Source organism: Enterococcus sp. DIV0800 (assembly GCF_050559735.1).
Classification (GTDB): Bacteria; Bacillota; Bacilli; order Lactobacillales; family Enterococcaceae; genus Enterococcus_A; species Enterococcus_A devriesei.
Genome location: NZ_CP187898.1, coordinates 2,253,039 through 2,276,480 on the forward strand (window position 1 = coordinate 2,253,039; position 23,442 = coordinate 2,276,480).

Sequence of the window (23,442 nt, forward strand, 5' to 3'; positions counted from 1 at the left end):
AACAGGCTAAGCATACTCCGGTTAAGAAAAAGAAACGAAGAATTTGCTCAAAAAGGCGCGCCAACTGAATGGACGCGCCGCTAACTTAAAATTTTTTCAACATTTGATTCACAGCACCAACAGGGAAACCAACGATACTATAATAATCGCCTTCGATTTTTTCCACGAAGACCCCCGCCCCATTTTGGATACCGTAAGCGCCAGCTTTGTCTTTATAATCATCACTGTCTAAATAGCGATTGATTTCTTCTTCGGTTAAGGGATAAAAAGTGACCTTCGCCGCGGTCAATTGCTCTTCGCTTTTATCTGCTTGACGGATCATTACCGCAGTATAAACCAAATGACTGCCACCGCTCATGCTTGACAACATTTCAAAGGCTTCTTCACGAGTCTTCGGTTTGCCGAGAATTTTTTCTCCTAGAACGACCGCGGTATCACTGGCGATGACAAGTGCTTCGGGATGCTTTTCAGCTACCACCGCCGCTTTTTGACGCGCCATTTCCATGACATATTCCTTTGGTGTGTATTGTTCCTTTACGTCTTCATCAATATCGGCTGGTTGAATCTCAAACGCTGGAATCAACCAACGCAGCAATTCTTGTCTTCTTGGGGATTGTGAGGCTAAAATAACTGTCATTTAGTCACAGGCCTTCCTTCGTTTTTTTCTATTAATGAGGATCTTGGATGCGTTTGAACATATGCTCCATGTCGCTATTGCTAAAATGAATCAGCACCGGTCGGCCATGGGGACAGTTAAAGGGATTCTCACATTGAGCAAGATCCGTCAGCAACACCCGCGCCTGCGCTTCATTTAAATGATGATTGGCTTTTATGGATCGTTTACAACTCATCATAATCGCCGTTGCTTCACGGAATTTTTTGACACTGACTGAACCAGTGATCAACAACATATCGATCATTTCGCGAATGATACTTTCTTCTTGACCCGCCGGATACCAAGTCGGATGTGCTCGCACGATAAAGCTATTCGGACCAAACTCTTCTAAATAAATCCCGACTTCTTGCAGCAATTCTGTCTGCTCTTTCAGCTTGATGACGTCGTTATTGGGATAATCCAATACGAAGGGCACCAATAATTCCTGCAAATCATCAGAGACATCGCCGATTTTTTCTCGGAAGTATTCATACTTGATCCGTTCTTGCGCGGCATGTTGGTCGACAATGTACAGGCCGTCTTTGCTTTGAGCAAATAAATAAGTGCCATGCATCTGACCAAAGTATTCCAACATCGGAAACCGTTCCTTTGGTTGTTCCTGCTCCAACTTGTTAATGGCTTGTTCGATCACTTTCTCACCATATTGTGTACTTAGATCAAATTCTGGATGGTCGGCACTGGCCGCTTCGTCAAACATTTCCTCTTCATCAGCAATTTCAGCAACATGCGATGCTGGCGTTTCTTCCACCAGTGAAACGTGCTCCACTGCTGAACTCAAAGGCTCTGAATAGATTGTATCCGGAATTTCCGATGAAATCGGCACCTCTGCCTCCAACGTTTCTTCTGCTTTTGGTTCAACATAAAAAATGCCAGTCTTTGGATCGTAATTCAAATCACTTTTTTTCTTCGGCTGTTCTTCTAAAGGCAAATCTAATTGCTCCGTTTGGATTCTTTCGACTTTCCGTTTGAAGCTAGGATTTTCCCCAACATCAGGAATCAAGTTGATCTGCCGCAAACTTTCTGCAATGGCTCGGCTGATCAAGTCCATCAATTCTTTTTCTTTGGATAAACGGACTTCTTGCTTGGTTGGATGGACATTCACATCAACCAATAACGGGTCCATCGTGATCTCCAATACTGCGATTGGAAAACGCCCCACCATTAATTTCGACTGATAGCCGTTGATGATCGCCTTGTTCAGCGCATAATTTTTAATATAGCGGCCATTAATGATGACCGATAAATAATTGCGGCTGGCTCGCGTGACTTCCGGTAGCGAGACGTACCCATTCAATGTAAAGTCTAAGTCTTTGGCTTCGACTTTCAGCATTTTTTTTGCCGTCGCCACGCCGTAGATACCGGCGATCGTTTGCTTCAACTCGCCGCTGCCGCTAGTACTTAACATTTTATGTCCGTCATGGACTAAACGAAAAGCGACCTGAGGATGACTCAATGCCATCCGATTGACGATGTCGCCGATATTCGATAATTCAGTTTGTAGGCTCTTGACGTATTTCAAGCGAGCCGGTGTATTGAAGAAAAGATTTTCCACCGTGATCTTCGTACCTGTCCGCAAAGAAGTCGGGCGTTGTTCTTCGACCTTGCCACCTTTTAGAAAAAGAAACGAGCCCTGCGTTTCATCCGCGGTCGCCGTTTCCAATGTCATCTCGGAAACGGAGGCGATCGACGGCAACGCTTCACCACGAAACCCCAGCGTTCGAATTCGGAACAAATCATCGCGGTTGTGGATCTTACTAGTGGCATGCCGTTTAAACGCGTTCTCAACATCCCCTTGCTCGATTCCTTCGCCGTTATCAACGATCTGAATTTTTTTCAAGCCGGCCTCTTCGATCAAAATATCGATCTGTGTTGCTTTGGCATCGATGGCATTTTCCACTAATTCTTTGACGACTGACGCAGGGCGTTCCACGACTTCCCCTGCGGCAATTTGATTGGCTAAACGTTCAGATAATTCTTGGATTTTCCCCATCGACTTCCACCTCGTTTTCCTTTGTCACTCTTTAGGATTAAATCCGTTTTTGCAATTCATACAGGAAGTTTAATGCTTCCATTGGGTTCATTTCAAGCAGATTGGCTTTCTTGATGCTGTCCACCACACCTAATTCAGCAGTCGAAACTTCGTTGAACAAGGACAACTGTTCATTTTCTTCAGCAATCTCCACATTTTTTTGAACCGGCGTATCCGCTTCTAAGGCGGATAGGATCGTTGCCGCCCGCGACAATAATTCGGTCGGCATGCCGGCGATTTTCGCTACGTGAATCCCGTAGCTTTTATCAGCGGGACCGTCCATTAATTTATGCAGGAAGACGACTTCACCATTTTGTTCCACAGCACCGACATGTACATTTTTTAATTGCGGCAAGCTTTCTTCTAAAACGGTCAATTCATGATAATGGGTCGAAAATAACGTCTTAGCCTTCACGTTTTTATGGATGTACTCAATAATCGCTTGCGCTAAAGCCATTCCATCATAGGTCGCCGTTCCACGACCTAGTTCATCAAATAAAATCAAACTGTTTGGCGTCGCATGTCGCAGCGCTTGGTTGGCTTCCATCATTTCCACCATGAAGGTCGATTGACCAGCGATCAAATCATCGCTGGCTCCGATCCGGGTAAAAATCTGATCAAAGATCGGTAGCTGGGCGCTTTCCGCTGGAACAAAACAACCCATTTGCGCCATGATCACCGTCAGCGCCAATTGACGCATATAGGTACTCTTACCAGACATGTTTGGCCCAGTAATCAGCAGCAACATTTCATCGGGGCTCATGTGAACACTGTTTGGGATATATTCTTGATGGCCCAACACTTTTTCTACAACTGGATGACGGCCTTCTTTGATTTGTAAATTATGGGTTCCGACTTCCATCGTTGGCTGAACATATTGATACCGTTCGCTGACTACCGCAAAACTTTGCAAAACATCCGTGGCACTCAAACTTTTCGCTAATTTTTGCAGGCGAGTGATGGCTTTTTTAACTTCGTTCCGTACACCTAAAAATAAATTGTATTCTAAGGCCACTGATTTTTCTTCTGCTTCTAAAATCAAGGTCTCTAATTTTTTTAGTTCTGGTGTGATAAAACGTTCCGCATTGGCCAACGTTTGCTTCCGCTCATACTTGCCTTCTTCTAAGTTGGCAAGGTTTGATTTGGTGATTTCGATATAATAACCAAAGACACGATTATACCCGACTTTTAGCGTTTTTATCCCCGTTTCTTGACGTTCCCGCGCTTCCAATTCAGCCAGCCAGGTTTTTCCGTTGGTCATCGCTTCACGGTATTGGTCTAATTGCTCATCGTAGCCATCTTTGATCACATTGCCTTCTGTGATTTGCAATGGTGCTTCATCATTGATCGCTTTTTCAATCAACTCAACTAAATCATCCATCGGCTCCATATCGATTAAAAGATCGTTCCATTCTCCTTGATTGATCCCACTTAGCAATTGACGAATTTGGGGCACTTGCATCAAAGAAGTTTTCAATTGGATCAGATCCCGGCCGTTGACATTCCCAAAAGCCACGCGACCCGCTAAGCGTTCCAAGTCATAGACTTTCGTCAACGCCTCATTCAAATCCATCCGCTCGAAATAGGCGGCTAATAAAGAAGCTACCATTGCTTGGCGCGCATTGATTTGACGTTTTTGAATCAGCGGACGATCGATCCATTGTTTCAACAAACGACCACCCATCGCAGTTTTTGTTTCATCTAATAGCCATAAAAGCGTGCCTTGTTTTTTTCCAGTCCGAATTGAGCGCGTTAATTCTAAATTGGTTTTTGAAAAATAATCCAGCTTCAAAAAATGTTCCGGCTGATATTCCTCCGCTTTTTGGATATGACCGAGACTACGCTTTTGCGTCACCGACAAATAGGTCAACAACTTGCCTGTCGCTTCTTTTTCCAAATCCTCAGTGATATCTGCGGTCAAAAAGCTAAATTCCGCATTATCTTCGATCATTTCTTGCTTAGAAAAAACCAAGCCTAATCGTTCAGCTAGATTTTTTTGCAGACCTTCAGGAATCTCACTACCTAAGACGATTTCTTTCGTTTGCAAGGCGGTGGCTTCATTCATGACCGCTTCTTCATCGTGTAATAGTGCGGTCTTTAGCTCACCCGTAGAGAGATCCACGTAAGCAAAGCCAAATTGATCGTTTACTTGAGTGACCGCCGTCAAAAAGTTATTGGTTTTGGCTTCGATGCCTTTGCCGTCCATTAAGGTTCCCGGCGTAATCAATTGAACAACTTCTCGCTTAACCATGCCTTTTGCTTGCTTAGGATCTTCCATTTGTTCGCAGATCGCGACTTTGTAGCCTTGCTCCACTAAAGTGTCGATATAGCCTTGAGCAGAATGATGGGGCACGCCACACATAGGAATTGGATCATCCGCATTACGATTACGACTGGTCAATGTCAATTCCAATAGCTGTGAAACCTTGATCGCATCTTCGTTAAACAACTCATAAAAGTCGCCTAAACGATAAAATAAAAACGCGTCTTTGTATTGTTCCTTGATCGCCAGATACTGTTCCATCATTGGCGTGTTTTTCGTTTTTTGAGGCATGAATGCTCCTCCTACTTCGTTTTAATGAATTTATTTTTCTTATGGAAAAATAAGTCTGATGCTCAGCACGTATACCATTCTACTATCCTTACTAAAGCAAGCAGAAGAACTGGCATCCTACTTCGTTTTAATGAATTTATTTTCTTATATAAAAATAAAGTTGCTACTTACTTCGACTTGTCTGTTTCAAAATCATCTGCTTCAAGAGTATCATTGACTTCTTTTTGAATCATGTGCGTCAAATGTTGCAACAGGTCATTGGCTTCCACTAATTGATCTCGGTAAGCCGTAACTAGCGGGTGCTGGTCGAATTCCTTCGTCAGCCGATCTGCTTCCTTTAAGGCAGCCTTCTCTGCTTCCGGTTTGCCATAATGGGCATACTGGACCGCAGCTTTTTGCGCTTCCTTGATTTCGTCTTCCAATTGTTTGAGGGTGTCGCTTTCTGCTACTCGCTTTTGCACCCGCTGATAGTCAATGATGACCTCATTTTCTTTCAATAATGCGGTTAAATCATTTAAAGCCGCTTCAACGGCGGCTTCTTTTTCCAAATTCATTTCATACCTCTTTATTTTTTTATTCTCTAAAAGGGCGATCCTCATTGATTAGGATCGTTTCGATTTTTTTCCCGTGACCATTTTTATCAAGGTCGATCACACAAGCAGATAAGATACCGCGACCATCTTCAACTACTTCAAAGCGACGAGGCATTGCGGTCATGAATTTTTCGATGATCGGCTCTCTTTTCATTCCTAAAATACCATCATAAGGTCCCGTCATGCCGACATCCGTTAAATAAGCCGTCCCTTTCGGTAAGATCCGTGCGTCATTCGTTTGAACATGGGTATGGGTCCCGACGACTGCGGATGCACGACCGTCCAAAAACCAGCCCATCGCTTGCTTTTCACTAGTGGTTTCGCCATGGAAATCAACGAAGATATAAGGCGTGCGTTTCTGTGCTTCAGCAATCAATTGCTCACCAATTCGGAAAGGATCGTCTAGGTCAGCCATAAAGGAGCGGCCTTGCAGATTAATGATTGCCAGCTCTAGATCATTCACCTTTACGTATAAATGACCCATTCCCGGTGTTCCCACTGGAAAATTTGCCGGCCGAATCATTTTCTTTGCGTCGCCAATAAAATCAAAAATCGCTTGATTGTCCCAGGTATGGTTACCCATGGTAACGACATCAACACCATCTTGTAAAAATTTCTTATAAATTTTTTCTGTGATTCCGCGACCCGCTGCTGCATTTTCGCCGTTAACGATTGTTAGCTGCGGATGGTATTTCTTTTTCAATCGTGGCAAATAATCACTCAACATCTGCCGACCTAACGACCCAACAACATCCCCGATAAATAGTAAGCGCACTTTTTTTCCCCTTCTCTAGTTAAGCATCTTGTCTCATTATAGTTGTTTTTGCTTGAAAATAAAAGATTCCTTCGTTGCTCCATAAAAAGTTTTGCTGATCGCGCCTTTTCCTTTGAAAAAAATTAAAATGAGGACCGTGATTCTCCCTTAATGCACAAAAAAACTGCGGTCTCCCACAGTTTTTATACGACATTGCCGCCGCTAGTTTTACTCCATTGCGCCGTTTTCTCAGCTTGACCACGATAACTTTTCGACTGTTCCCATTTTTTCGGATCTTGCTGAAACGTATCAAAGATTAGTTCATCGATCAGCCATTTTTTCTGCTCCTCATCATAAAGAAAGTGAGCGATTGCGTTTTGTTTGTCGGAAACCAATGCTTCATCAATTCCGGTTTCTTCGATCAATTTCATTGAACGTTTAAGATCCACATACAAATCCAACTGTACTTTTGTTTGAGCTCGGTTGACAGCGATCGAATCACAATCAATTTGGATGGTTTGGAAGCTCTGTTGGAAATTCTCCATATAGGGCTTCAGCTTTTCAAAGCTTTGCTGCAGCTTTTCTTTATGCTCCTTTGAGGCGGTCATCCGAGAAACGTTTAAATCATTGCGAATCGCTTCATTCATGGAATCAAAATAATTTACCGCAGAAGCCAGTAGATGCTGTTGAAACGCCGCGTTGCCATCATAGAGATTATTTCCCTTGATAGTCACACGCTGATCCGTCTTTTTCAAATCAATCCTTTCCTTGGTTTTGTGCCGCCCAAATTTAGGATGAGTCAATTCGTAAGTTAATTCATATTCGCCAGATAAAAAAGGACCAAAAGTAACCTTACGCCATTCCTCGTCATAGTTGCCAACGATTGGACGCCCTTGCAGTCGCGCTTTTAAGCGCGCTTCTTGCGGCAGCTCTAACTCGATCGTGCGGGGAATCGGGTAGATTTTTGCCGGTTCAAACAACGATGCTCCTTTTTTAATTGAAAAATGATCCTCATCCTGTAAAAACGCGACGACTTGCTCCTTGCTTTTCAGCTTGCGAATCTGGTACTGGAACATTTTGCGGGTCCCAGTCGAAATTTTTTGTTTCGTTGAAAAAGTCGGCATGGATTTTTTGATCGTCGTCTGATCATTTTTAAGTAACGCCTGCGCTAGGCGCTCAACAGTGGCTTCCTCACCATTTTTGTAACTGGAATAGCCGGTCACAGCAGCTGCGATACCTAGAACAATCACAAATGCGATGACCAGCGATTCCTTGATTTTAGTCATTTAACCCGCCTCTAAAGGTCTCCTTCATTGATTGGAAATAATAATTTCTGCTCTCATTAGATGAATTGAGCTCCCATTTATCATCCTTTTTCTCTAGCTTGACTTGATAGCCTTCACCACTCATATTGTCGTCAGTATTGATCGGGGTCTCGTTGATTTTTGCCGGCAATTCCTGCAGCAAATATTTTTCCGCATCTCGCCGAACACTGGTGTAGTCGGTGTACTTGCCTTTATTTTCTTCAACAAATTTCTCCGTGATCGCCTTCGTATCCACATCATCTAAGAGCACCACTTCCGGCCGTACATAAACAACCGCCGAGGTCGGGAAAAATTCTTTGAAGCTGTATGTGACTTGGCCTTTTTCTTTATTGGTGTTTTGCAGCTGGGTGATCACCTTTTCTAATTCTGCGGTTGACGGCTCGTAATTTGAAAAGGACTCCTTCAACGCCTTCACGCCCTCTTCTTTGAAGTTTTTTTGCTCTTGTTCCAAATCATTGGCTAATGTCAATTTGCCGGCGGCTTTTTTGTCCGCTTCTTTGACTTCATCAGAGCCATAAAAAACAGCTGTGACATATTGATTGGTCAACGCTTCTACCGCTTTCGTATCATCGGTATATTCTTTCGTGTTTAATTTTAATTCGATACCGTCATCCTGCTCTTCATCGGAATAATAGGTCGGCTTGTAATGAAGCTCGTACTCGCCGGCCTTTTCCACCTCAAAAACTAACGGCGACGTAAAGCTCTTATCCTCTGATAAACTCTCACTGCTCATCACCTTGAAATGATCGTTAGAATCATAGACGTGTTCGGAAGAAACCTTCTTGCCCTCTTTATCGTACAATGCAAAATCATTCGAGGAGACCTCTAACTTGTCCTTCGATTTGTTCTTAACCTTGACCTCTAACGCTAAAAAGCCCGTCTCATCATCGACCTTCTCACCATCAGGAATGATGTAGTTCCCACCTTCCACGCTTAATTCAACTTTTGATGTCTGCGCCGTGCTTGCTTTTTTCTCCGCTTTTTTTGTTTCGCCCCCGGAACATGCGGTGAAAGTGAACAACAAACTGCTTAATAAAATCAATCCCGCTAACACTCGTTGCTTCTTCATTTTTTCTCCTCCTTTATACCTAAAATCCCATCTTAAAAAAACACTCCTTATTTATATGATAAACGTTGAATATCGGTTCAGTCAATATGAATAAAGAAATTAACAGTGTGAGGTGATTTCTTAAAAAAACAAGGAAAAGAAATAATTTTATAAGCTGGATATCTGCTTAATTTGTCATATCTTTCAGCTCGCTGCTGGGTATTTTGGGGAAAACTAACGCAAATCGTCTAATAAAACTTTATTTTCGACTTAATCAATGGATTCAATTTTGAAAAAACCATAACGACTCCAAACAAAAAAAGAACCGAGATTTCTCTCGATTCTTTTTAACTGCGGATTAGTGGACCAATTCTAATTGGCGTAAAGCTTTATAGATGCCATCGCGGTCATTAGTATCCGTCACGATATTCGCCGCTTCCTTCACGTGAGCAGAGGCATTTCCCATCGCTACGCCGGTTCCGGCTAGATTCAGCATTTCAATATCATTGTTGCCATCCCCAAAGGTTACAATGTTTTCCGGCTTGATCCCTACTTTTTTCGCTAAAGCCATGATCGTTTGCGCCTTAGAGCCTGGATTTGGAATGATATCCACACTATGCTCATGCCAACGAACCAAACGAAATTCTGGAAAGGCTTGCGAAAATTCTTCATCCATCGACTGATCATAAAAAGCACAGCCTTGATACACTTCATGTTCGGAAAAATAATTGGCGTCATAACCTGGGGCTTTTTGACCAAAGGATTCCATCGCGTCTAAGACTGTCGGTACGTCGAATTTTGTCACACGGGCAAATGAATCTAAGCCGAATAAGGCGACATCCACTTGACGTTCACTAGCAAAATCAATCATTCGCGTCAACGCTTCACGATCAAGTGTGTGCTTGTAGACTTGTTCGTGATCGAGAAATGCTGCCGAGCCGTTGCAAATAATATAATTCGAACAACCTAACTGATGGATCACGTCGCCTGCCAACAAGCGTGAACGGCCTGTCGCAATAATCACTAGATGCCCAGCTTGACGCAAAGACTTCAAAGCTTTTACGGTGCTGTCCAAAGGTTTTCTTTGACTACTCAACAAGGTACCATCAATGTCTAGTGCGATTAATTTTCTTTCCAAAATTTATCTCTCCATTTATATGTATTTGTTGTCCGCTTACGGACGAACTACTGGTGAAACTTGCAAATTAAACAACTCTCACTCTATTGATACTGGATTCCTATTGCCAACAGATCGTTTTACGAAATAATCTCTGTTAACCACTTCATTGTAGAGAAATTTCAGAGAATTTGCAAAAAAAGATTGTCTTTCTTATATTCAATAATTTCGCCTTCATCGAAAAAAAGTAATCGTTTTTAGTCAGCCCCCAACAATTAACACATTTTTCCCGAAAAGGCAATAGCCAAGCTTGACACAGCGACCCTTTATCGGTTATACTGACGATTGTGTAAAATAATGCAGCAGAAGAATAATAGCCCGTCCCCAGTTCGTTGCCAGTAATTGGTTCAATTGCGTAACCGCGGCTGCGAAGGCGAAGATTGAAGAACGAACTACACGGATATGAATTTTTCAACGGATTATTTTACTCCAAAACAATTTATTGGAGGAATTTTTAATGTCTCGTTATACAGGACCATCATGGAAACAATCTCGTCGTCTTGGTATTTCATTATCAGGAACAGGGAAAGAATTAGCACGTCGTCCATATGCACCAGGTCAACATGGACCAAACAGCCGTGGCAAGAAATCTGAATACGGCTTGCAAATGTCAGAAAAACAAAAATTACGTTTCATCTACGGATTAAACGAACGTCAATTCCGTAACTTATTTGTACGCGCTAGCAAAATCAAAGAAGGTAAACACGGTGTTAACTTCATGATCTTACTAGAACGTCGTCTAGATAACGTTGTTTACCGTCTAGGTTTGGCTTCAACTCGTCGCCAAGCTCGTCAATTAGTAAACCACGGTCACGTAACTGTCGATGGCAAACGTGTTGACATCGCTTCATACGAAGTTGAAGTCGGCCAAGTTGTCGGTGTTCGTGAAAAATCTAAAAACATGGTTACTGTTAAAGAAGCAGTTGAATCAGCAGTTGGCCGTCCAGCTTTCGTAAGCTTCGACGCTGAAAAACTTGAAGGTTCATTATCTCGTTTACCAGAACGTGATGAAATCAACCCAGAAATCGACGAATCATTAGTCGTTGAATTCTACAACAAATTAATGTAAGACTTCTTACAGACACTCAAGTTCTTAATTGGACTTGAGTGTTTTTTGCATCTCAAAAAAATACCCGCTGCATTAGCGGGCATTTTTTATTTCTCTGTCTTCACTTGCCGGTTTTGATAAATTTGTTTACAGACATAGATTGCGATAAATAAAGCGAACATACTCAACAGACCAAACATAATCGTCTTAGTATTGCCAGTCAGATTACTACCGACATAAGAATAGACGATCGTCGCCGGTAATTGCCCCAATCCGGTAGCGATTAAAAATGGAAGTGGTTTGATTGCCGTTAGCCCCGCGGCATAACTAATAAAATCAAAAGAAATGAAGGGCAGCAAACGACAAATCAAAATCGTATGGCGACCATATCGATCAAAGTATTCATCAATTGTTTCCAGTGAAAAATTTTTGTTCATTTTTTCAATGATATCTCGTCCGGCGATCCGAGCGATGTAAAAGCACACCAAAGCACCAGCCATCGCGCTGGTCCATGACAACAACGCTCCTTGCCACCAACCAAAAACCGCGGCATTTGCGAAGGTGATCAAAAAAGCCGGCAATGGTGCGATGATTGATTGGAACATCATCAATAAGAACGAGATGACGACTGCCCAAATTCCAAAGGAGCGCAGATAGCCGATAATACTATCGACGTTCATGGAACGAAACAGCATTAAAATTTGGGTTACCTTCGTTCGAAAGGCTGGTATGAAATAAAAACTCAGCACCGCTAAAAGAATAACTACTATCAAAAAAATCCGCGCGCTTTTCCTTTTGTTCATTTTCCTCATTATTTTTCAACGTCCTCAACTTTGGCCCAACGATAATATGAGCCGTCATAATTTTTTACTTGTTTGAAACCGCACATTTCCATCACTAGCTCCATATAAGCAGAACGAATTCCGGCTGTACAATAAGTTGCGATCTTATCTTCTTTTGCTAAGCCCGCGTCTTCAAAAAGTTGGGTTAATTTTTCTTTACTCTTTAATTTACCATTTTTAGCAAATAGGTCTGTATAGCGCAAATGGATCGCGTCGGGCAAGTGCCCGCCTTTAGCTTCGCCATAAAGTACTTCGCCTTTGTATTCTTTATCTGCTCGAACATCAACTACTTTGTATTCATCATAATCCTTTTTCAATTCCTCTGTCCGAATAAGATGTTCTTGATTAATCGAATCGATCTTCACTTCCACAGGTTTTAGGTTTGTACTTTCAAAATCCTTTTTAAGACCAGCTTTTGCCAAAGCGGCAAAGCCACCATCGACTAGCTTGACATCCTGATACCCAGCCGCCAATAATTCCCAAGCAATCCGTCCGTCATCACCCCAGCCTTTAGCCGCATTTGCAAATAGAATGATCTCTTTATCCTTCGCTATCCCTTTTTCCCCCAAGCGTTTGCTAAGCTCGGCGGGCTCCAAGATTAACCCCCAATTTTCATCGCCAGAAGCTCCCTCCTCAACAGAGGCGAGGTTTTGCCAGCCAATCGCTGTTGCTTCTTTAATGGTTCCCTTACCGGCTTCTTCTTCGCCGCGAGCATCGATTAAAATAAGATAATCTAAATTTTTCTTCACATAATCGGCATCTACAATGTATTTTCCCGTAAATGCTGCACTCTCTTTTTTGGCTGCTTTGTTGGCATCAGTGACCCTCCGCTGCCGCTGCACCCAGTTAAGCCTAATGTTACTAGTACCAACAATCCTGTCAAAAATTTTTTCATTTTTTTCTCCATTCATTTGTCATTTTTTACTAGAGGCCCCCTTGAAGCAAAAAAAATCCACAAAAAAGAAACATACCCCCGTATGCTTCCAAATGGCTTCTAAAAGTGAAAAAGATCACACATATACCTAAAGAAGACCGTTTGGAGGGAAGAATTCTGCATCTACTTTCTTAGAGACTCTAAGATTGCCTACTACGCATAGTCACCTATGACCTATCATTCTTCTCTCCTCCTCTCGACCATGCTCTTCATTCAAGTATATAAAACGCTTTCGCCATTTACAATATGATTTGCCTAATCTAATCAATGATTCATTATCCAAATTTTTTATTGTAAATATGCATTGATAAAACTAGAAAAGCCGTCCGCAAATTTTTCGTTTGTGGACGGCTTTTTAATTGAATCAACGTAATAAGGAAACGATATCTTTTTTCGCTGCACTTTTGGCTGGCAGCCAACTAAAGACGATCCCAATCACGACCGATAGACCAAAGGCCAGCGTAACTGTAAACAAATCTGGCCGAACAGCTAGTGGGGTGAACAGACTGATTGCAAAGCCCAGTAGCATCGCGATCAAATAGCCGATCGTTCCACCGATTAAAGTCAGTGAAATACCCTCCAGTAGAAATTGCATCATAATATTTCCCTTTGTACCACCCATTGCTCGCCGAACACCGATTTCTTTCGTCCGTTCAGAGACGGAGATGTAAATCATGTTCATGACTCCGATCCCTGAGATAAATAATGAGATTCCGCCAATCACCGAGATTAATAAAGTGATACTCGTTAGCAGCATGCGCAACTGATCGACTTGTCCAGCCAAATCTTCTGTCTTATAGCTACCTAGTTCCTTCCAAGTACCATATTTTTTCAGCGTGTCCTCAGCTTCTTTGGAAAGGCTCTTGACGTTGGCGCTCTGATTTAATTTCACTTGGATCATGCTGCGATCTTCTGAATTGAAATAACTTTCAAAAATATTTTCCGGTACTTCAGCCACCACATAATCTTCTTGCGTCGAAACAATTGATCCGCCATTACGATCTTCCATGATGCCCACGACTTCGAATAAATGACCGCCTATCGTGACGCTTTGACCGATTAGGGATTGTGGCTCGTCCTTCTGAATCGTTTTTGCGGCAGTTTGATCGATCACGACAACTGGATTTTCATTATAATAATCACTCGGCTGGATTGATCGGCCATAAACCACTTTGCTGCCATGGTCTTTTAATAATTTAAAACAATTCCAACGGCCATCGTTCCCAACTTCGTCAAAGTTCTGATCCGCGTATTTGACGCCGTTACGAGAATTATCATAGTAACTGACGGACTGCACGCCAGGAATACTTTCTACCCGACTGATATCTTCTTCCGTAAATCCATCCAGGCCATTTTCGCTGAACTCATCCGTTTTAGGGGAAAAAGTATAGCCGACACTGCCATCAAATTGATCCAAGCCGATAAATTCAGAAGCGTAATTTTCAAAGGCCCGACCGATAGAAAAGACGGTAATCACCGCCGAAACACCAATGATCAAACCGATCATCGTTAAAAAGCTACGTCGTTTATTTTTACCAATAGCTTTGAAGGCGGTTTTCCAAACTTCGCTAAATCGCATGTGCAACACCTTCTTCCAAGATCTCGCCATCCTTCACCGTAATGACTCGTCGACAATAAGCCGCCGCATCTGGATCATGGGTCACCATCAAGATTGTGACTTTTTCTTCTTCATTCAACTGTTTAAATAATTGCATGATTTCTTCGGACGTATGACTGTCTAAGGCCCCCGTCGGTTCATCCGCTACAATAAATTTTGGATTGCCAACGATCGCCCGCGCAATCGCCACCCGCTGCTGCTGGCCACCGGAAAGCTGCTTCGGCAGTTTATTGTATTTATCGGCGATTCCGACTTTTCGTAACGCCTCCATCACCAACGATTTCGTTTGCTTCTGCTTCATGCCGCCGTACTGCAGCGGCAGCGCCACATTTTCCATCACCGTATTGTTTTCGATCAACTGGAAGGCTTGAAACACGAAGCCCACCGCTTTATTTCGCAATGCTGACAGTTTCTCATCATTAAATCGATAGGCATCCTCTCCTTCAAAGCGGTAAGTTCCTTCGAAATCACCGTCTAAAAAACTGATCGTATTGATCAAAGTCGATTTGCCTGAGCCGGACGGTCCCATGACCGCCACGAACTCATGCTCATCAATCGTTAGACTGATATCCTTTAGGACATGAATCTGTTCCTGATCGGCTGTGTAAAATTTATTGATTTTCTCCATCACGATCATTCAACGGTCACATCCATCCCGTCTTTGACGTCTTCCGCCGCTTTGATAATTTTGTCATTTTCGTTTAACCCTGTTCGTAAAACGTAATAACCGTTACCCTTTTCAACAGTTACTGTCTGTTTTTTGGCTTTATTATTTGCCACCGTATAAACAAAGTATGCCCCGTCCTTTTCTATCACACTTTTCAATGGCAGATGGATCTCATTTCGGGGGATCAATAATTCCACCGAATAGCCGACCGGGATCGTCTCATCTGGAACAGCGGTAAAATTATACGTTACTAAACTGGTTTTTTCTTCTTTCGACGGCTCGTTGTTCATTTCTGCCAAAGAGGTAATCTTGCCTTTGACCGTCTTCTCGTTGTTGGCATATTTGATCTCGATTGGTTCATTCAAAGCTACTTTGGAACGATCATACTCAGTCACTGTTCCTTTAATCGCCGATTCTTCGCTTTTTAAAACCATCAAGGCTTGCTGCGGATCATTTTTCGCGTCTTCGTTCAAAGAAGTCACGACCGAATCATTGGCGGCACGGATTACTTCACCCCAACGATAAGTTACTAAAATTGTGTCTTTTGTCACATGATCGCCTTCAGCTACGTGAATGGTTTGAATTGGTCCCTTTTCAGAGTTCACTAGAACGGTTTGTTTTTTGGTTGATTGCACCTGTCCCTTTAAATGTAACGGTGTTTGTTTGCTGACTTGATACATTTCTACTGAGGTGTCTTCCTTTGCTTTCGCTTGAGTATTCTGATAGAGCAAAAAGCCCGCCCCCGCAACAACCAACACACCTATACCGATAACTATTTTTTTCATTTTTCGACTCCATTCCTTTCGTTAAAAAAATTTCGTAATCGCTTTTACTCTTTAAATTTTAGAGGAAAGCATCGTGCGCTACTTCCAACGAAAGTATAAAGTCTGACTACTACTTTAGACCGAAGAACATTTGTTTTTTTATATGCGTTTATTTTTTTATTTACATCTGGTTAACCTTGTACTATACTTTCGTTAACCAATTAAAAATAATATGTTAACGAAAGAGTGAGTTTATGAAATTAAGTAGTCGAGAAATTGTTTTGGCCGGATTATTTGCGGCAGTAATTAGTGTTTTAGCTCAGTTTACCATCCCATTGGGTCCAATTCCTTTGACCCTCCAGACCTTCGCGGTTGGCTTTGTGGTCACCATCTTAGGCAAAAAAACCGGAACGATAGCTGTTGCGATCTATCTACTGATGGGAATGATCGGGTTACCTGTCCTAGCAGGTGGTGCTGCAGGGATCGCTAGCTTTTTTGGACCAACTGGTGGCTTTTTGGTTGGCTTCATTTTTCAGGCCTATTTTACCGGATGGATTTTAGAGAAGGCACAATTTAATTATTTCTGGTCAATCTTAGCCAACGTGATTGGTGCTTTCATTACACTGATCTTCGGTTCCCTCTGGTTGAAATTTAGTGGAAACTTACCGTGGGATGCTGCCTTTTCCGCAGGAATGATTCCTTTTATCTTGCCAGGAGTGATCAAAGCCTTGGCCGCAGGCTATCTCGGAGTGCTGCTTGGACGCAGATTGTCATTTACAAATTATGTGTATCGTTAAATTCTCAGCAATGGGAATTTTTTTCTTGACTTTTTAATCAGGTAACCTTATTATGTTTTTCCGTAAGGTAACCTGATTAATCATGAAAGAAGCGAGACTTATGACAAAAGTTTTATTTTTAAATGTAACTACTCATGGACATGTAAACCCATCTTTAGGTTTAGTAAAAGAATTAAGCACTCGAGGTGTAGAAGTCGTTTATTTTTCTAGCGAAGAATTTCGTGAGAAAATCGAAGAAGCAGGGGCCTCTTACCGTCCCTATCATTATGATCTGAATATTTTCAAGAATGGTTTTAACGTTTTATTGGATCACGGTTTGGATCTGATTCAAGATATTCTGCAACAGATTGAGGATGAGACCTTTGATTATGTGATCCATTCCATCGCGATGCCCTTTAGCAAACAAATCGCAGAGTACTTGATGCTCCCTGCTGTCTCCATGCTGGCGGTCTTTATGGGCATGAAGAATTTTATGGAGCCAGATAAAACACCTTTAGCTGGAAAATTTAAAGCAATGAATGACGCCTATTTGCTGGAAGCAAAAAAGATCGCGGAAACACTGAATGTAAAGATGCCTCCTCGCTTTTTTGATTTGATTTTTAATGTCGAGCCTTTAAATCTAGTCTTTACTTCAGATTATTTTCTACCTGAAGAAGATCGGGCCTTCTTTGACGAGAAATATGTTTTGGTTGGTGCAGACAGCTACCAACGCTTGGAAGATCTCACAGACTTTCCGATTGAGCGCTTGAAGTCTGCTAAAAATGTTCTATATGTTTCTTTCGGAACAATCTTTGGGGATTTTGCAACAGAAATCTATCAAAAAGTATTTGAAGCGTTTGGGGATTCTGATTATTTAGTAGTGATGGCGGCCCATCAAGTTGGTTTGGCAAACTTGGAGATTCCTGAAAATTTTATCGTGCAAGATTATATTCCACAAAATGAGGTCTTGAAATACGCCGATGTCGCGATTACTCATAATGGCCTGAACAGTATGAATGATTTGATTTTAAATGAAGTGCCTTTTGTTTCCTTACCAATGGGAGCGGATCAGCCGGCACTAGCAAAGCGTTTGGTAGAACTCGGCGCGGGGATTTCTCTAGATTATCAACAGGTGGATAGTTTGGAATTGAAAACGGCGGTGGAAAAGGTTCAGGTAGAACCTGAATATTTATCCAATTTAAAACAGATCAAGCAATCCTTCTTGGCTGCTGGCGGCTATCAAAAAGCGGTGGATGCCATTCAGAAATATGCGGAATAAAACGAAGCCGCGCTCTTAGCGATTAAGAGCGCGGCTTTGCTTTTAGTTTTGTTCGTGTCTCCAAGGCTGTATGCTTTCTTTACGATAAACAGCGGCTTGACCGATGGAATTAAAAAGTTCCATCTTTTGTTTCACGACAGCTTTCGCCGCATCGATACATTCGGGATAGATTGCATTCGGGTCCCATAATTCAGTCGTCGAAAGAATCTCCCGACATTTTTTATAGAAAGCATATTTGTAATCCGAAGAAATATTGACTTTTTGGATGCCGATTTGAACGGCTTTCGCGATTTCTTCATCTGGATTTGCTGACCCACCATGTAAGACTAGCGGGATATCGACTTTATCTTTAATTTCTTGCAAGACATCCATTTTTAATTCTGGTTTGATATTTTTTGGATAAATGCCGTGGGCTGTTCCGATGGCTACGGCTAATGTATCAATCCCAGTTTTTTCAATAAATTCTTCGGCATCTTCTGGTTTTGTGTAAATCACTTCTGACACGCCGCCTTCAACCGAAGTTCCGGTATTACCGATCGTTCCCAACTCGCCTTCCACCGAAACCCCAATCTTATGACAAACATCCACAACTTCTTTTGTAACTGCGATATTTTCTTCAAAGGACAGTAACGATCCGTCGATCATCACCGAGCTGAATCCACAGTGGATAGCGCGCATGATGCTGGCTAAGTTATCCCCATGATCCATGTGGATAACAAATGGAACAGAACTATTTTTAGCACGAGATACGGCATATTGGAAAAATTCATCTTTTGTAAAATCTAATTCGGTTGGATGTACGGCGATGATCGCTGGTGCGTCATTTTCTTCCGCCGCTTCGATGACTACTCGTAAAAAATTACTATCTGCGACGTTGAAGGCTCCTACCGCGAATTTGTTTTCCTTGGCGATTGCTAACATTTGCTTCATATTAATTAACATTTGACTTGATCTCCATTCTTTTATGCTTTATTTTTAGAACCCGAAAGTTCGATGTACCGTTTGACAACTTCTTTTCCTGCGCCCATTGATTGATGAACCAGCGTTGGATAATCCACTTCTGGCTGTTCAGTTAATTGTTTTTGAAGGAAATCCTTTTGCGCCTTCATAAAATCCGAACCGACATTGATCTTGTTGATGCCTAATTCGATCGAACGCAGAATATTTTTTTCTCCAGCTCCTGATCCACCATGTAAAACTAACGGCAACTTAGTAGCGGCTTTGATTTTTTCCACAATATCGAACCGGAAATCCGGTACATACCCCTCTGGATAGTCCCCGTGACTGGAACCATAGGACAGCGCCAAACAATCAACACCGGTCTCTTTAATGAAGCGGATCGCATCATCTGGATCGGTATACATCTCGTCATTGGTAAAATGATCCCCGGCTACCGCCCCCATATCACCAACCTCGGCCTCTACACTGGCATTATAGATTTGCGCCAGCTCCACCATCTCTTTCGTGATCCGAATATTTTCTTCCAGCGGATACATCGAGGCATCCATCATGACACTGGAAAATCCCTCATGGAGACATTGCTTCACAAACGCGACATCCTGTCCGTGATCTAAATTGATCGCGACCTCGACTTTGGTGTTGTTTGCCATCCGAATGATTGGTTTAGTCAAATAGCGAATATCTAAGTGCTCCTTCAAATGGTCTTGCAGCAGATCGACGATGATAGGGGAGCGCATTTCTTCCGCCGCTTCGATCACAGCCTTCGCTGTTTCCAAATTGAAGCAGTTGATCGCCATTACCGCATAGTTTTCACGATTGGCTTTTTGCAGCATCTCTTTCATTGAAACGTACATTCAACAAGTCTCCTTTTTTCTATTTAATAAATCTTGATCGAAGAAAAATCTACCTCTTCCTCTTCTTCGTCATCCTTAACTTCGTTTTCAACCGGTGCTTTCTTCAACGCGAATAGTAGAACGCCGGTAATCGCCGAACCGATCAATAACGCTAAAGTAAATCTCATTGGATCAGTCATGGCTGGGATAATGAAGACACCGCCAGAAGGAACTGGCGAGCCGACACCCCATGACATACTTAATCCACCACCGATTGCGGCACCAACGGTACAAGAAAGAATCACACGCAACGGATCCACTGCCGCGATTGGAATAACGCCTTCTGTAATCATGCAAAGGCCCATTGGAAAAGCGATCTTGATATTGTCTTGCTCTTCTTTTGAATATTTCGGTTTGCGGAAAATTTTAGATAAGACCCAAGAGATCGTGACACCAAAGGGTGGGACCATTGAAGCCAGTACCTTCACCGCTTCTGGTTCTTGCACTCCTTCTAGTAGCATCCCATCGGCAAAAAGTGATGCGACTTTGTTGACAGGACCACCGAAATCGAAGGCCGCCATCCCGCCAACGATCGAACCAAAGAGGAATTTCCCAGAGCCTTGCAAACCAACTAAGAAATCTGTCAGTGCTTCGGTTGCCCAAACGATTGGCACACCAATGACGAAGAACATCAATAGCCCAATAACTAATGTAGATAAGAGCGGAACAATCATCATCGGCATCAATCCTTGTGCCCAAGTAGGAACTTTCAAATTTTTCACTAGGAACAATACAAAGAACCCAACCAAGTAACCACCTAACATCCCACCTAGGAATCCAGCGCCGATAGAATTAGCGATTAATCCCATGAACAAACCTGGTCCAATTCCGGGACGATCTGCAATTGAATACGCAATCGCGCCTGAGATTACGGGAGCCAATAGCCCCATCCCCAAGACACCCAAGGAAACTAACGCATCTGGAACAGAGTAAGCCGCTTTGTAATCCTCAATGACCCCACCGCCAGTTAAGTTTCCGATCGCGATCAACAACCCAGCTGTCACAACAACCGGCAGCATGTACGAGATTGCCGTCAGAGCATGCTTTTTCAATTGAAGCTTCTTAAACATTTCATTCATCTCCTTATTCATATTAAAAATTGATACTTACGCTTTCACGATTTCCTCTTCGATCTTATTGATTAAACCTTTGGGTGCTTTAATCACCATGCTGGTTGGGATCTCAACTACTTTTTTTCCTTCAAAACGATCTCTCCCACCGATCTTGATATCGGCTGCAATAATGACAACATCAGCTGCTTTAATTTCCTCCATAGACAATTCATCTTCCGTCCCAATCGTCCCCTGGGTCTCAATGTGTACTGTGTGACCTAACGCTTTAGCTGCTTTTTCCAATTTCTGTTTGGCAATGTACGTATGAGCGATTCCAGACGTACAAGCTGCGACTCCAACAATTTTCATCATTTATTCCTCCATATTCTATTTATTCTTCTTCCATTGGGTCTTTTGATAATAATTCCAGCATTTCGGCCTTCGTCTGAGCATTGATCATGTTTTCAATAAAGTCTTCGTCTGCAAGTAGCATCGCGACTTTTTGCAGCAACTTGATATGCATCGTATTGGCGTCTGTATCTTTTACCGCGAATAGAATGACTACTTGAACGGGCTTTTCATCGATTGATTCCCATTCGATCGGCGCGATCGCTTTACCGACTACTAACGAGGTTTTGATCACACTATCTGATTTTCCGTGAGGGATCGCGATCCCATTCCCGATTCCGGTCATGCCCTCTGCTTCCCGTTGAAAAACATCGGCCGCAAAGACATCTTCGTCCTCAATATCGCCATTTGCCATCAATAAACGTGTCAATTCGTGGATTGCTTCTTCCTTTGTTTTCGCTTTCATTTCTAATTGGATCAGTTCCTCTGTAATCACATCACCAATACTAAAATCATTCATCATCTTCTCTGCTGTCATCTCATATCTCTCCTAACATCTCTTTGACTCTTTTTTCGTCTTGTTTGGTAAATACGGAGTTCACTAAAATCGTTGGTATCATCAATTCGATTGTTAAATTAACGGTCGTCAGAATTAAATCAATATTCTGATATTTTTCTGGTGCCTTTGAGAATTTTCGAGCCGATAGCACGTCTACGATCTCCAACTCTGGAAAAGCTTTGCGAACCTTTACTTTTAACAGCTCCGATGTGCCCACACCGCTGCTACACATGATTAACACGCGTTTCTTTGAATGTAGCATCTCTTTGTATTTCACAAAATACAAGGTCAAAAAGCCGATCTCATCTTCCGAAATTTTATTCAGTTGATACGTGTCTTCTGCGGCTTGACTGACTTGTTGGACCTGTTGAAAAATTTCTGGATACTCTAACTTGATGTCTCCCAATAAGTCATTTTTTACGATGATCTCATTTTTTAAACGATACAATAAGGGATCAATATGCTCATATAGATCTTGTCGATTGGGCTGATGATCCACTTTCATACCCATTAAGCAACTCATCTCGCTGGCAAAAAAATCAGTGATCGTCAATGCTTCTTTGGATTTCCGACTCAAATTGATTGGCTCCTTTTCCATTCGAGAAGAAATCAGATATTGAAATAAGTAGAACGTCTCGCTTTCTGGTAACACGATATTTAAGTAATGGTTCAACTTCACGATCACCATCCGCGAAAGTTGGTATAGCTGATCATATTGCGTAATCAATTCTTCTTCATCTGGGTCCAATAATTCGGCACACGTGTCTTCATGGATTTCTCCTTCGCGGACTCGCTTGATCAGAATATAGATGTGAGAAAAAATATTACTGTTATAAGGATAAGCAATCCCGTTTTGCAATTTTCGTTCGATGTATTCCAATAATGAGGTAATAAAATTGATATCGTAGGAACTAATTTTTTCTTGTTGTGTGGAAAAGTCTTCCTCCCAAACACGAGTCGCGCTGATCAAATGATTGACCGCCTTACGAATATTTTTTTCCGTTCCTTCAATCGAGATTCTTTGGTCTTTTCGAATCAACGATAATTGATGCTCCAGCAAAAATGCGTTCATCCGTACCAAATCATTATTGATTACCGTGTCGCTGATATAATATTTTTCAAATAAGTCCTTAACCAAAACCTTCTTCGGCGATTTAAATAACAACTCCAATAAAATTGTATTTCGTCTTTCTAAAGGACCTTGGACGATCTCTTCGCCTCGTTTACGAATGCTTTCTTTTAAATAATTATCATAATCTAAACAAAAACCCTTCCCGACCTCAGCTGAGACAAGCTCACCTATATCGGAAGCTTCATTAATTCTTTTGATTGTTCGATAAATCGTTTTCGTAGAAACATTGGCAAATTCAGCTAATTCTTGAGCAGTGAGTGTCATCCCATGTTTGATAAACAGTTCGATCAATTGTGTTTCGCGTTTGCTTAGCTGCATTTTGTCAACCTCCTTGTCCTTAATATAGCCTTTTTTCGTGGAAATAAATTTTTTCTTATGTCCATTGAAATGGACATTTTTATAAACCGCTTTCAA

The 23,442-nt window shown here is 42.1% G+C and carries 22 protein-coding genes; 3 read left to right on the plus strand and 19 right to left on the minus strand.

The window, feature by feature from the left end:
* Nucleotides 1-85: 85 nt before the first annotated feature.
* The 8 genes from IGI54_RS10895 to IGI54_RS10930 form a co-directional block, all read right to left on the minus strand.
* Complete coding sequence (locus IGI54_RS10895; protein WP_430620694.1) at nucleotides 86-637, minus strand: Maf family protein; 552 nt, start codon at nucleotides 635-637, stop codon at nucleotides 86-88.
* 31 nt (nucleotides 638-668) lie between these two features.
* Nucleotides 669-2,666: a DNA mismatch repair endonuclease MutL gene (mutL, locus tag IGI54_RS10900; RefSeq protein WP_430620695.1), complete on the minus strand. Its 1,998-nt coding sequence runs from the start codon at nucleotides 2,664-2,666 to the stop codon at nucleotides 669-671.
* Between the two features lie 37 nt (nucleotides 2,667-2,703).
* Entirely contained in the window at nucleotides 2,704-5,259 is a 2,556-nt protein-coding gene (mutS, locus tag IGI54_RS10905) for a DNA mismatch repair protein MutS (protein ID WP_430620696.1), read from the minus strand.
* A gap of 167 nt (nucleotides 5,260-5,426) precedes the next feature.
* The gene (locus IGI54_RS10910; RefSeq protein ID WP_430620697.1) at nucleotides 5,427-5,813 is read right to left on the minus strand and encodes a YlbF family regulator; all 387 of its coding nucleotides are present in this window, start codon (nucleotides 5,811-5,813) and stop codon (nucleotides 5,427-5,429) included.
* Nucleotides 5,814-5,832: 19 nt separating this feature from the next.
* Nucleotides 5,833-6,627: a TIGR00282 family metallophosphoesterase gene (locus IGI54_RS10915; RefSeq protein WP_216430581.1), complete on the minus strand. Its 795-nt coding sequence runs from the start codon at nucleotides 6,625-6,627 to the stop codon at nucleotides 5,833-5,835.
* Between the two features lie 182 nt (nucleotides 6,628-6,809).
* Nucleotides 6,810-7,892 carry a hypothetical protein gene (locus tag IGI54_RS10920; protein WP_430620698.1) on the minus strand — a complete coding sequence of 361 codons (1,083 nt, stop codon included), beginning with the start codon at nucleotides 7,890-7,892 and terminating at the stop codon, nucleotides 6,810-6,812.
* Nucleotides 7,885-9,000 carry a DUF4352 domain-containing protein gene (locus tag IGI54_RS10925; protein WP_430620699.1) on the minus strand — a complete coding sequence of 372 codons (1,116 nt, stop codon included), beginning with the start codon at nucleotides 8,998-9,000 and terminating at the stop codon, nucleotides 7,885-7,887. The genes IGI54_RS10920 and IGI54_RS10925 overlap by 8 nt, the downstream gene beginning before the upstream one ends.
* Before the next feature lie 337 nt (nucleotides 9,001-9,337).
* Nucleotides 9,338-10,117, minus strand: a complete 780-nt coding sequence (locus IGI54_RS10930; RefSeq protein WP_313630636.1) for a Cof-type HAD-IIB family hydrolase — start codon at nucleotides 10,115-10,117, stop codon at nucleotides 9,338-9,340.
* A 496-nt stretch (nucleotides 10,118-10,613) separates the two neighbouring features.
* On the opposite strand from IGI54_RS10930, the gene rpsD reads away from it, so the two are divergent.
* Entirely contained in the window at nucleotides 10,614-11,225 is a 612-nt protein-coding gene (rpsD, locus tag IGI54_RS10935; protein WP_071862970.1) for a 30S ribosomal protein S4, read from the plus strand.
* A gap of 86 nt (nucleotides 11,226-11,311) precedes the next feature.
* On the opposite strand, the gene IGI54_RS10940 is transcribed toward rpsD, so the two are convergent.
* From IGI54_RS10940 to IGI54_RS10960, 5 genes are all read right to left on the minus strand, one after another.
* Nucleotides 11,312-12,016 carry a TVP38/TMEM64 family protein gene (locus tag IGI54_RS10940; protein ID WP_430620700.1) on the minus strand — a complete coding sequence of 235 codons (705 nt, stop codon included), beginning with the start codon at nucleotides 12,014-12,016 and terminating at the stop codon, nucleotides 11,312-11,314.
* Nucleotides 12,016-12,957, minus strand: a complete 942-nt coding sequence (locus tag IGI54_RS10945; RefSeq protein WP_430620701.1) for a sulfurtransferase — start codon at nucleotides 12,955-12,957, stop codon at nucleotides 12,016-12,018. Before IGI54_RS10945 ends, IGI54_RS10940 begins: the two co-directional genes overlap by 1 nt.
* Nucleotides 12,958-13,344: 387 nt before the next feature.
* Nucleotides 13,345-14,559, minus strand: coding sequence for an ABC transporter permease (locus IGI54_RS10950; RefSeq protein ID WP_430620702.1), 1,215 nt, complete (start codon nucleotides 14,557-14,559; stop codon nucleotides 13,345-13,347).
* Nucleotides 14,549-15,235 (minus strand): ABC transporter ATP-binding protein, encoded by a 687-nt coding sequence (locus tag IGI54_RS10955; protein ID WP_430620703.1) that lies wholly within the window; start codon nucleotides 15,233-15,235, stop codon nucleotides 14,549-14,551. Before IGI54_RS10955 ends, IGI54_RS10950 begins: the two co-directional genes overlap by 11 nt.
* Nucleotides 15,232-16,050, minus strand: a complete 819-nt coding sequence (locus tag IGI54_RS10960) for an efflux RND transporter periplasmic adaptor subunit (protein ID WP_430620704.1) — start codon at nucleotides 16,048-16,050, stop codon at nucleotides 15,232-15,234. The genes IGI54_RS10955 and IGI54_RS10960 overlap by 4 nt, the downstream gene beginning before the upstream one ends.
* 233 nt (nucleotides 16,051-16,283) lie before the next feature.
* Between IGI54_RS10960 and IGI54_RS10965 the strand changes: the two genes are divergently transcribed.
* Nucleotides 16,284-16,826 (plus strand): biotin transporter BioY, encoded by a 543-nt coding sequence (locus IGI54_RS10965; RefSeq protein ID WP_313630632.1) that lies wholly within the window; start codon nucleotides 16,284-16,286, stop codon nucleotides 16,824-16,826.
* Nucleotides 16,827-16,926: 100 nt separating this feature from the next.
* The gene (locus IGI54_RS10970; RefSeq protein ID WP_430620705.1) at nucleotides 16,927-18,084 is read left to right on the plus strand and encodes a macrolide family glycosyltransferase; all 1,158 of its coding nucleotides are present in this window, start codon (nucleotides 16,927-16,929) and stop codon (nucleotides 18,082-18,084) included.
* A 42-nt stretch (nucleotides 18,085-18,126) separates the two neighbouring features.
* Here the strand turns inward: IGI54_RS10970 and IGI54_RS10975 are convergent, their stop codons facing one another.
* The 6 genes from IGI54_RS10975 to IGI54_RS11000 are packed head-to-tail and all read right to left on the minus strand — an operon-like array spanning nucleotide 18,127 to nucleotide 23,346.
* On the minus strand, nucleotides 18,127-19,026 hold the full coding sequence (locus tag IGI54_RS10975; RefSeq protein ID WP_430620706.1) for a ketose-bisphosphate aldolase: 900 nt from the start codon (nucleotides 19,024-19,026) through the stop codon (nucleotides 18,127-18,129).
* A 20-nt stretch (nucleotides 19,027-19,046) separates the two neighbouring features.
* Complete coding sequence (locus tag IGI54_RS10980) at nucleotides 19,047-19,898, minus strand: class II fructose-bisphosphate aldolase (protein ID WP_430620707.1); 852 nt, start codon at nucleotides 19,896-19,898, stop codon at nucleotides 19,047-19,049.
* 23 nt (nucleotides 19,899-19,921) lie between these two features.
* Nucleotides 19,922-21,007, minus strand: a complete 1,086-nt coding sequence (locus IGI54_RS10985) for a PTS fructose transporter subunit IIC (protein WP_430620708.1) — start codon at nucleotides 21,005-21,007, stop codon at nucleotides 19,922-19,924.
* A 36-nt stretch (nucleotides 21,008-21,043) separates the two neighbouring features.
* The gene (locus IGI54_RS10990; RefSeq protein ID WP_313630662.1) at nucleotides 21,044-21,358 is read right to left on the minus strand and encodes a PTS fructose transporter subunit IIB; all 315 of its coding nucleotides are present in this window, start codon (nucleotides 21,356-21,358) and stop codon (nucleotides 21,044-21,046) included.
* A 22-nt stretch (nucleotides 21,359-21,380) separates the two neighbouring features.
* Nucleotides 21,381-21,875, minus strand: a complete 495-nt coding sequence (locus IGI54_RS10995) for a PTS sugar transporter subunit IIA (protein WP_430620709.1) — start codon at nucleotides 21,873-21,875, stop codon at nucleotides 21,381-21,383.
* Between the two features lies 1 nt (nucleotide 21,876).
* The gene (locus tag IGI54_RS11000; RefSeq protein WP_313630628.1) at nucleotides 21,877-23,346 is read right to left on the minus strand and encodes a BglG family transcription antiterminator; all 1,470 of its coding nucleotides are present in this window, start codon (nucleotides 23,344-23,346) and stop codon (nucleotides 21,877-21,879) included.
* Nucleotides 23,347-23,442 lie beyond the last annotated feature (96 nt).

What these genes read in the sequence shown, in the direction of transcription:
- IGI54_RS10940 (WP_430620700.1), bottom strand. Translation starts at nt 12,016, where the DNA reads ATGAGGAAAATGAACAAAAGGAAAAGCGCGCGGATTTTTTTGATAGTA.
- IGI54_RS10895 (WP_430620694.1), bottom strand. Translation starts at nt 637, where the DNA reads ATGACAGTTATTTTAGCCTCACAATCCCCAAGAAGACAAGAATTGCTG.
- IGI54_RS10965 (WP_313630632.1), top strand. Translation starts at nt 16,284, where the DNA reads ATGAAATTAAGTAGTCGAGAAATTGTTTTGGCCGGATTATTTGCGGCA.
- mutL (WP_430620695.1), bottom strand. Translation starts at nt 2,666, where the DNA reads ATGGGGAAAATCCAAGAATTATCTGAACGTTTAGCCAATCAAATTGCC.
- mutS (WP_430620696.1), bottom strand. Translation starts at nt 5,259, where the DNA reads ATGCCTCAAAAAACGAAAAACACGCCAATGATGGAACAGTATCTGGCG.
- IGI54_RS10910 (WP_430620697.1), bottom strand. Translation starts at nt 5,813, where the DNA reads ATGAATTTGGAAAAAGAAGCCGCCGTTGAAGCGGCTTTAAATGATTTA.
- IGI54_RS10920 (WP_430620698.1), bottom strand. Translation starts at nt 7,892, where the DNA reads ATGACTAAAATCAAGGAATCGCTGGTCATCGCATTTGTGATTGTTCTA.
- IGI54_RS10985 (WP_430620708.1), bottom strand. Translation starts at nt 21,007, where the DNA reads ATGTTTAAGAAGCTTCAATTGAAAAAGCATGCTCTGACGGCAATCTCG.
- IGI54_RS10995 (WP_430620709.1), bottom strand. Translation starts at nt 21,875, where the DNA reads ATGACAGCAGAGAAGATGATGAATGATTTTAGTATTGGTGATGTGATT.
- IGI54_RS10980 (WP_430620707.1), bottom strand. Translation starts at nt 19,898, where the DNA reads ATGTACGTTTCAATGAAAGAGATGCTGCAAAAAGCCAATCGTGAAAAC.
- rpsD (WP_071862970.1), top strand. Translation starts at nt 10,614, where the DNA reads ATGTCTCGTTATACAGGACCATCATGGAAACAATCTCGTCGTCTTGGT.
- IGI54_RS10960 (WP_430620704.1), bottom strand. Translation starts at nt 16,050, where the DNA reads ATGAAAAAAATAGTTATCGGTATAGGTGTGTTGGTTGTTGCGGGGGCG.
- IGI54_RS10955 (WP_430620703.1), bottom strand. Translation starts at nt 15,235, where the DNA reads ATGATCGTGATGGAGAAAATCAATAAATTTTACACAGCCGATCAGGAA.
- IGI54_RS10925 (WP_430620699.1), bottom strand. Translation starts at nt 9,000, where the DNA reads ATGAAGAAGCAACGAGTGTTAGCGGGATTGATTTTATTAAGCAGTTTG.
- IGI54_RS10945 (WP_430620701.1), bottom strand. Translation starts at nt 12,957, where the DNA reads ATGAATGGAGAAAAAAATGAAAAAATTTTTGACAGGATTGTTGGTACT.
- IGI54_RS10990 (WP_313630662.1), bottom strand. Translation starts at nt 21,358, where the DNA reads ATGAAAATTGTTGGAGTCGCAGCTTGTACGTCTGGAATCGCTCATACG.
- IGI54_RS10975 (WP_430620706.1), bottom strand. Translation starts at nt 19,026, where the DNA reads ATGTTAATTAATATGAAGCAAATGTTAGCAATCGCCAAGGAAAACAAA.
- IGI54_RS10950 (WP_430620702.1), bottom strand. Translation starts at nt 14,559, where the DNA reads ATGCGATTTAGCGAAGTTTGGAAAACCGCCTTCAAAGCTATTGGTAAA.
- IGI54_RS10970 (WP_430620705.1), top strand. Translation starts at nt 16,927, where the DNA reads ATGACAAAAGTTTTATTTTTAAATGTAACTACTCATGGACATGTAAAC.
- IGI54_RS11000 (WP_313630628.1), bottom strand. Translation starts at nt 23,346, where the DNA reads ATGCAGCTAAGCAAACGCGAAACACAATTGATCGAACTGTTTATCAAA.